The following is a 7,576-nucleotide window of genomic DNA, read 5'->3' as shown; positions in this document are numbered from 1 at the left end:
GCGATCGAGGAGACCGGCGATGAGGCCGTACTGGTCGCCCCGGTCCTGCACCGCAAGCAGGCCGAACCGCTCACCGCCGTGACCGCCCTGGCCCGGCTCTGGGCCTGCGGAGCCGACGTCGACTGGGCCGCGTTCTACGCCCCCACCGGCGCCCGCGTCACCGACCTGCCCACCTACGCCTTCCAGCACCGCCGCTACTGGCCGAGCCCGTCCGGTCAGGTCGGCGCCCCGAACGAAACCGCGCTCGACGGCGCGTTCTGGGACATGGTCGAGGGCGGGGACGTCACGGCGTTCACGGACACGCTCGGTGTGTCGCCCGAGGCCGGGACGGGTGAGGTCCTTGCCGCGCTCGACGGCTGGCGGCGGCGTCGGTCCCGGCTCGCCGATCTCGACCGGCTGCACTACCGGATCGGCTGGACGCCGGTGGGGCCGGCCGGGCCCGGTGACGTGTCGGGCGGCTGGCTGATCGTGGAGTCCGTGGACGGGGACGAGCCGTGGGCCGCGGCGCTCGCCGAGCAACTGGTGGCGCGCGGAGCGCGGGTGACTCGGCTGCGTCTCGGTGTCGACGACCTGGACCGCGCGGCCCTGGCCGGCCGCCTCACCGGGTTCTCCGACATCGGCACGGTGGTGTCGTTCCTGGGACAGGACGAGACCGGGCATCCGCGTCACCCCGGCCTGACGGTCGGGCTGGCAGCCACGACCACACTCGTCCAGGCGCTCGCCGACGCGGGCGTCGCAGGCCAGGTGTGGGCGGTGACGTCGGGCGCGGTCTCCACCGGGCCGGACGACGAGCTGACGCACCCGCTGCGGGCCGCCGTCTGGGGTCTGGGCCGGGTCGTCGCCCTGGAGGAACCCGCCCTGTGGCGTGGTCTGGTCGACGTGCCCGAGCAGCCCGGAGGACGGTCCACCGGCAAGCTGCTGGAGATCCTGGCCGGCGGCGTCCGCGACGAGGACCAGATCGCCGTACGGGGTGGGGCGGTCCTCGGCCGTCGGCTCGCTCCCGCCGGCGCGCGGGCCACCGGAACGGAGTGGCAGCCATCCGGCACCGTGCTGATCACCGGCGGTACGGGCGCCCTCGGCGCGCGGATAGCCCGCTTCGCTGTCGAACGGGGGGCGCGGCACATCGCCCTGCTCAACCGGCGAGGCATCGACGCCCCCGGCGCCGTGGAACTGTACGAGGAGCTCGAGGCGCACGGAGCGGCCGTCGCCGTCGAGACCTGTGACCTCGCGGACCGGAATGCCCTGGCGGCGGCCCTTGAGCGGATCGAGGCCGAAGCACCGCCCATCCGGTCCGTCTTCCACACGGCCGGCCTCACCCAGTCCGTCGCCCTGCTCGATGCCTCGTCCGAGGACCTCGCCACGATGCTGGGCGTCAAGGCGGCCGGTGCGGCGAACCTCGACGCACTGCTCGGCGAACGGGACCTCGACGCGTTCGTGCTGTACTCCTCCATCGCGGCCACCTGGGGGAGCGGCGGCCAGAGCGGATACGCCGCGGCCAACGCGTATCTGGACGCCCTCGCGACCTGCCGCCGTGCCCGCGGCAGGGCCGCCACCGCGGTCGCCTGGGGCCCCTGGGACGGCGGAGGCATGGCCGGCGTCGAGGGCGCGCGGGACGAACTGCGCCGCCGGGGCCTGCCCGCCCTCTCGCCCGACGACGCCATGGCCGCGCTCGACCTGGCGCTGACCGGAACCGAGCCGTGCGTGTCGGTCGTGGACGTCGACTGGGACCGGTTCCTGCCGGCCTTCACCGTGCGGCGCCCCGGCCCGCTCCTCGCCGCGTTCGGCGACACACGGCCCGGACCCGAACCCCAGGACGCCGCCGGCTCCCCCCTGGGCGAACTGCTGCACGACCTGGACGACCGGGAGCGGCGCCGCACGGTCCTCGACCTGGTCCGCGGTGAGGCCGCGGGCGCCCTGGGCCACTCCGGCGTCGAGGCGATCGAACCCGAACGCGCCTTCCGCGACCTCGGCTTCGACTCGCTCACCGCGGTCGACCTCTGCGAGCGGCTCAGGGCGGCGACCGGCCTGCCGCTCGCGGCCACCCTGGTCTTCGACCACCCGACCGCGATGGCACTCACCGACCACCTGATCGAGCAGGTGACGGACACCGACCAGGCGGCGGCCCTCCCCGCCCCCGCCTCCGCGGCCCTGGACGAGCCGATCGCGATCGTGGCGATGAGCTGCCGCCTCCCCGGCGGCGTCACGGACACCGAAAGCCTGTGGCGGCTGCTGTCCGGCGGGGCCGACGCCGTCACGCCCTTCCCGACCGACCGAGGCTGGGAACTGGAAGCCCTGGACGCGGCGGGCTCGTCGTTCACCCAGGCCGGCGGCTTCCTCGAGGACGCCGCGGGCTTCGACGCCGCGCTCTTCGGAATCTCGCCGCGCGAGGCACTGGCGATGGACCCGCAGCAGCGGATCCTGCTGGAGGTCGCCTGGGAGTCCCTGGAACGCGCGGGCATCGCCCCGCTGTCCCTGAAGGGCGGGACGGTCGGCGTCTTCGTCGGCGCCGGCAGCTCCGGCTACCTCAACTCCGTGCAGGACGTTCCCGACGGCGTCGGCGGCCACCTCATCACCGGCAACTCGGGCAGTGTGCTCTCCGGTCGCATCTCGTACGCCCTGGGCCTGGAAGGGCCGGCGGTCACGGTCGACACGGCCTGCTCCTCCTCCCTGGTCGCGCTGCACCTCGCCGTGCAGGCACTGCGGTCGGGTGAGTGCTCCCTCGCACTGGCCGGCGGTGCCACGATCATCGCGGCGCCGGACGCGTTCGTCGACTTCGCCCACCAGGGAGGCCTGGCCGCCGACGGCCGCTGCAAGGCGTTCTCCGACGACGCCGACGGCACCGGCTGGTCGGAAGGCGTCGGACTGCTCCTGGTGGAGCGGTTGTCGGACGCGCGGCGCAACGGGCACCAAGTGCTGGCGGTGGTGCGTGGTTCGGCGGTCAATCAGGACGGTGCGTCGAACGGTCTGACCGCGCCGAACGGTCCCTCGCAGCAGCGGGTGATCCGGCAGGCGCTGATCAATGCGGGTGTGTCCGCGTCCGAGGTGGACGTGGTGGAGGCGCACGGTACGGGGACCACGCTGGGTGACCCGATCGAGGCGCAGGCGCTCATCGCGACCTACGGGCAGGACCGCCCGGAGGACCGGCCGTTGTGGCTGGGTTCGGTGAAGTCGAACATCGGACACACGCAGGCCGCGGCCGGTGTCGCGGGTGTGATCAAGACGGTGCTGGCGCTGCGGCACGAGATGCTGCCCGCCACCCTGCACGCCGGTACGCCGTCGTCGCATGTGGACTGGTCGGCGGGTGCGGTGGAGCTGCTGTCCGAGGCGCGGGAGTGGCCGCGTGGTGAGCAGCCGCGCCGGGCGGGTGTGTCCGCCTTCGGTGTGAGCGGCACGAACGCGCACGTGATCATCGAGGAGGCGCCCGCGGTCGCCGAACCCGGGGCCGTCGCGCCGGACGTCGAGCTGCCGGTGGTGCCGTGGCCGGTCTCGGCGCGCTCCGAGGAAGGGCTGGCCGCGCAGGCCGCCCGGATGGCCGCCGACCTGGCCGACCGGGACACGGTGGCAGCCGCGGATGTGGCGCTGTCGCTGGCGACGACACGTGCGGCCTTGGAGCACCGGGCCGTCGTACTCGGCGCGGACACGAACGAGCTGACCGTGCGGATGGCACACCTGGCGTCCGCACAGCCGGCGCCGGGCGTGATGTCCGGCGTCACGCACACCGGAGCGACCGGCTTCGTGTTCTCCGGGCAGGGCGGACAACGCGTCCGCATGGGCGCGGAGTTGACTGAGACCTTCCCCGTCTTCGCCGCCGCCCTGGACGAGGTCTGCGGGCACTTCGAGGGTCTGCGGGAGGTGATGTCCGCCGACGGGCACGCTCTGCGGAGCACCGGATGGGCGCAGCCCGCTCTCTTCGCCTTCGAGGTGGCGTCCTTCCGGCTGCTGGAGTCCTGGGGCATCACCCCCGACTACCTGGTGGGTCATTCGGTGGGGGAGCTGGCGGCCGCGCATGTCTCCGGTGTGCTGACGCTTGAGGATGCGTGTCGGCTGGTGGCGGCGCGTGCGTCGTTGATGCAGGCGCTGCCCGAGGGCGGTGTGATGTGGGCGGTGCGTGCCTCGGTGGACGAGGTGTCGCCGCTGCTGGTCGAGGGTGTGTCGGTGGCGGCGGTGAACGCGCCCGGGCAGGTGGTCCTCTCCGGCACCCGGGAGGCCGTCGAGTCGGTGGCGTCCGCCCTGTCCGACCGGCAGGGCCGTTGGCTGGAGGTCAGCCACGCCTTCCACTCCGCGCTGATGGACCCCATGCTCGACGAATTCGCTTCGGTCGCGAGGGGGTTGACGTATGCGCGTCCCCGCATCCCGATCATCTCCACCCTGACCGGCGAGCAGGTCGAGGAGTTCACCCCGGCGTACTGGGCCGACCAGGTGCGCGGCACCGTCCGTTTCGCGGACGCCGTGACCCGCCTCACGGCCCTCGGCGTGACCCGCTTCCTCGAAGTCGGCCCCGACGCCGGACTGATCGGCGCGATCAGCGAGACGTGCGGTGACGCGCTCGCCGTACCGCTGACCCAGCGCGAGCGCCCCGAGCCGACGACCGCCGTGACGGCTCTGGCCCGCCTGTGGACGGACGGAACCGACGTCGACTGGGCGGCCTTCTTCGCCCCCACCGGCGCCCGCGTCACCGACCTGCCCACCTACGCCTTCCAACACCGACGCTACTGGCTGGACGGCGCGTCGGCGTCATCGAACGTCGGGACCATCGGCGCGGACGCGCTCAAGCACCCGCTGCTCAGTGCGGCGGTGGAACTATCCGACGGCGGTGGGCATGTGTTCACCGGCCGCATCTCGACGCGTACGCACGCGTGGCTGGCGGAACACCGGGTCGCGGGCGAGGCGGTGTTCCCCGGCACCGGATACGTCGAACTCGCCGTCCGAGCCGGTGACCAACTGGGCTGCGACCGCATCGAGGAACTCGTCCTCGAGGCCCCGCTGGTCCTACCGGAACAGCAAGCGGTACGGCTCCAGATCATCGTCGACCCCGCGGACGCCACAGGACACCGCGCCTTCCGCATCAGCTCCTGCACCGAGGACGGGTCGGACCCGTCCCGGTGGACACGCCACGCGAGCGGAGTCCTCGGTACCGCGACCGCTCAGGTGCCCGCCCCCCGCGCCGTTTGGCCGCCCGTCGACGCCACCCGTGTCGACATCGACGGCCACTACCCGGCCCGCGCGGAGGGAGGGTTCGCCTACGGAGCGATCTATCAAGGGCTGACCGCCGTGTGGCGGCGGGACGGGGAACTGTTCGCCGAGGTCACCCTCGGAGACGAGTTCCGCGCCGAGGCCGACCGGTTCGGCCTCCACCCGGCCGTCCTGGACGCCGCGCTGCAGGCCCTGTCGTACGACGAACGGGCCGCCGGCGCACGACGTCTTCCGTTCGTCTGGAGCGGCGTGACCCTGCACGCGACCGGAGCCTCGATCCTGCGGGCATCGATCGTGCCAGGCGCGGCCGAGGGCACCTACGCGGTCACCGTCGCGGATTCCTCGGGCGAACCCGTCCTGACCGCCGACGCACTGACCCTGCGGCCCTACGACGGCGCGCCGCTCGCCTCCGCCCCGGACGCGGCATCCGCCGCCGCGCCCGCACGTGCTTCTGGCACCGCGGCCGAGACCGCCGGCGACGCCACGGCCGAGAGCGACGGCGAACGCGACGGTGCCGGGACCTCCGACGTCCCCGCCCAGCCGGGCCGGCGCCCCGCCCGTCGCAAGGCGGCCGCCGCCGTCTCCGGCGGAGGCCAGGCACTCCGTGACCGCCTGGCCGCCCTGCCGTCGGACGAACAGCGTGGCGCCCTGCTGGAGGTCGTGCGCCGCAGAGCGGCGATCGTCCTCGACCAGTCCGCCCCCCAGGCGCTGAACGAGGACCTTCCCTTCCGCGAGCTCGGCTTCACCTCGCTCACCGCCGTCCAGCTGCGCGAGGCGCTGGGCGAGGAGACCGGCCTGAGGCTCCCCGCGACGCTCGTCTTCGACTACCCGACGCCACGCGCCCTCGTCGACCACCTCCGAGAGGAACTGCTCGGCGAGCCGACGCCCACCGTGGGCGCCCCGGTCCGTGCCTCGTCCCTCGCCCCCTCCGACGACCCCATCGCCATCATCGGCATGAGCTGCCGCTACCCGGGTGGCGTACGCACCGCGCGGGAACTCTGGCAGCTCGTGGCCGAGGGAACCGACGCGGTCTCCGGCTTCCCCGCCGATCGCGGCTGGGACCTGGACTCCCTGTACGACCCGGACCCGGACAACCCCGGAACCTGCTACGTCCACGAAGGCGGCTTCCTGCACGACGCCAGCCAGTTCGACGCCACGTTCTTCGGCATCAGCCCACGCGAGGCCGTGGCAATGGACCCGCAGCAGCGCATCCTCCTGGAGATCTCCTGGGAGGCGATGGAACACGCCGGCCTCGACGCACGCACCCTGCGCGGCAGTGCCACCGGTGTCTTCGCCGGCGTGACCTACCAGGATTACGGCGGCCTGCTCGCGGCGGCGAAGGACAGCTTCGAGGGCTTCCTCGGCACCGGTAACTCCCCCAGCGTGCTCTCCGGTCGCGTCGCGTACTCCTTCGGCCTCGAAGGACCCGCGGTCACCGTCGACACGGCCTGCTCCTCGTCCCTGGTCGCGCTGCACTCCGCCTGCCAGGCACTGAGGGAGGGCGACTGCTCGCTGGCGCTCGCGGGCGGTGTGACCGTCATGTCCACCCCCATCTCGCTGATCGAGTTCAGCCGTCAGCGTGCCCTCGCCAAGGACGGCCGGTCCAAGTCCTTCTCGGACGACGCCGACGGAGCGAGCTGGGCCGAGGGCGCCGGCATGCTGCTCCTCGAGCGGCTGTCGGACGCGCGGCGCAACGGGCACCGGGTGCTGGCCGTGATCCGGGGCTCGGCCGTCAACCAGGACGGTGCGTCCAACGGGCTGACCGCGCCGAACGGTCCCTCGCAGCAGCGGGTGATCCGGCAGGCGCTGGCGAACGCGCGGCTGACGCCTGCCGAGGTGGACGTGGTGGAGGCGCACGGCACGGGCACCACGTTGGGTGACCCGATCGAGGCGCAGGCCCTGCTGACGACGTACGGGCAGGACCGGCCCGAGGACCGGCCGTTGTGGCTCGGATCGATCAAGTCGAACATCGGACATTCCCAGGCCGCGGCGGGTGTCGCGGGTGTGATGAAGATGGTGCTGGCGCTGCGGCACGGCGTCATGCCGAAGTCGCTGCATCTGGACCGGCCGTCGTCGCATGTGGACTGGTCGGCGGGTGCGGTGGAGTTGCTGTCCGAGGCGCGGGAGTGGCCGCGCGGGGAGCAGCCGCGTCGGGCGGGTGTGTCGGCGTTCGGGATGAGCGGCACGAACGCGCATGTGATCGTGGAGGAGGCGCCGTCCGAGGCGGACGAAGCGCGGCCGGAGGTCGACCTGCCTGCGGTTCCGTGGGTGTTGTCGGGGCGGAGCGCGGCTGCGTTGCGTGCTCAGGCCGGGGCGTTGCTGCCGCTCGCCGAGGAGGCCGATCCGGCGGCTGTGGGTTGGTCGTTGGTGTCGACGCGGTCGT

Annotated in this window: 1 protein-coding gene; it reads left to right on the top strand. The window is 73.3% G+C overall.

The features are described 5' to 3' along the window. On the top strand, positions 1–7,576 hold a 7,576-nt coding region (locus ACZ5C2_RS38425; RefSeq protein WP_468801588.1), incomplete at both ends, for an SDR family NAD(P)-dependent oxidoreductase.

Source organism: Streptomyces sp. NPDC031365 (genome assembly GCF_055569765.1).
This window is presented reverse-complemented; position numbering and strand designations above follow the sequence as displayed.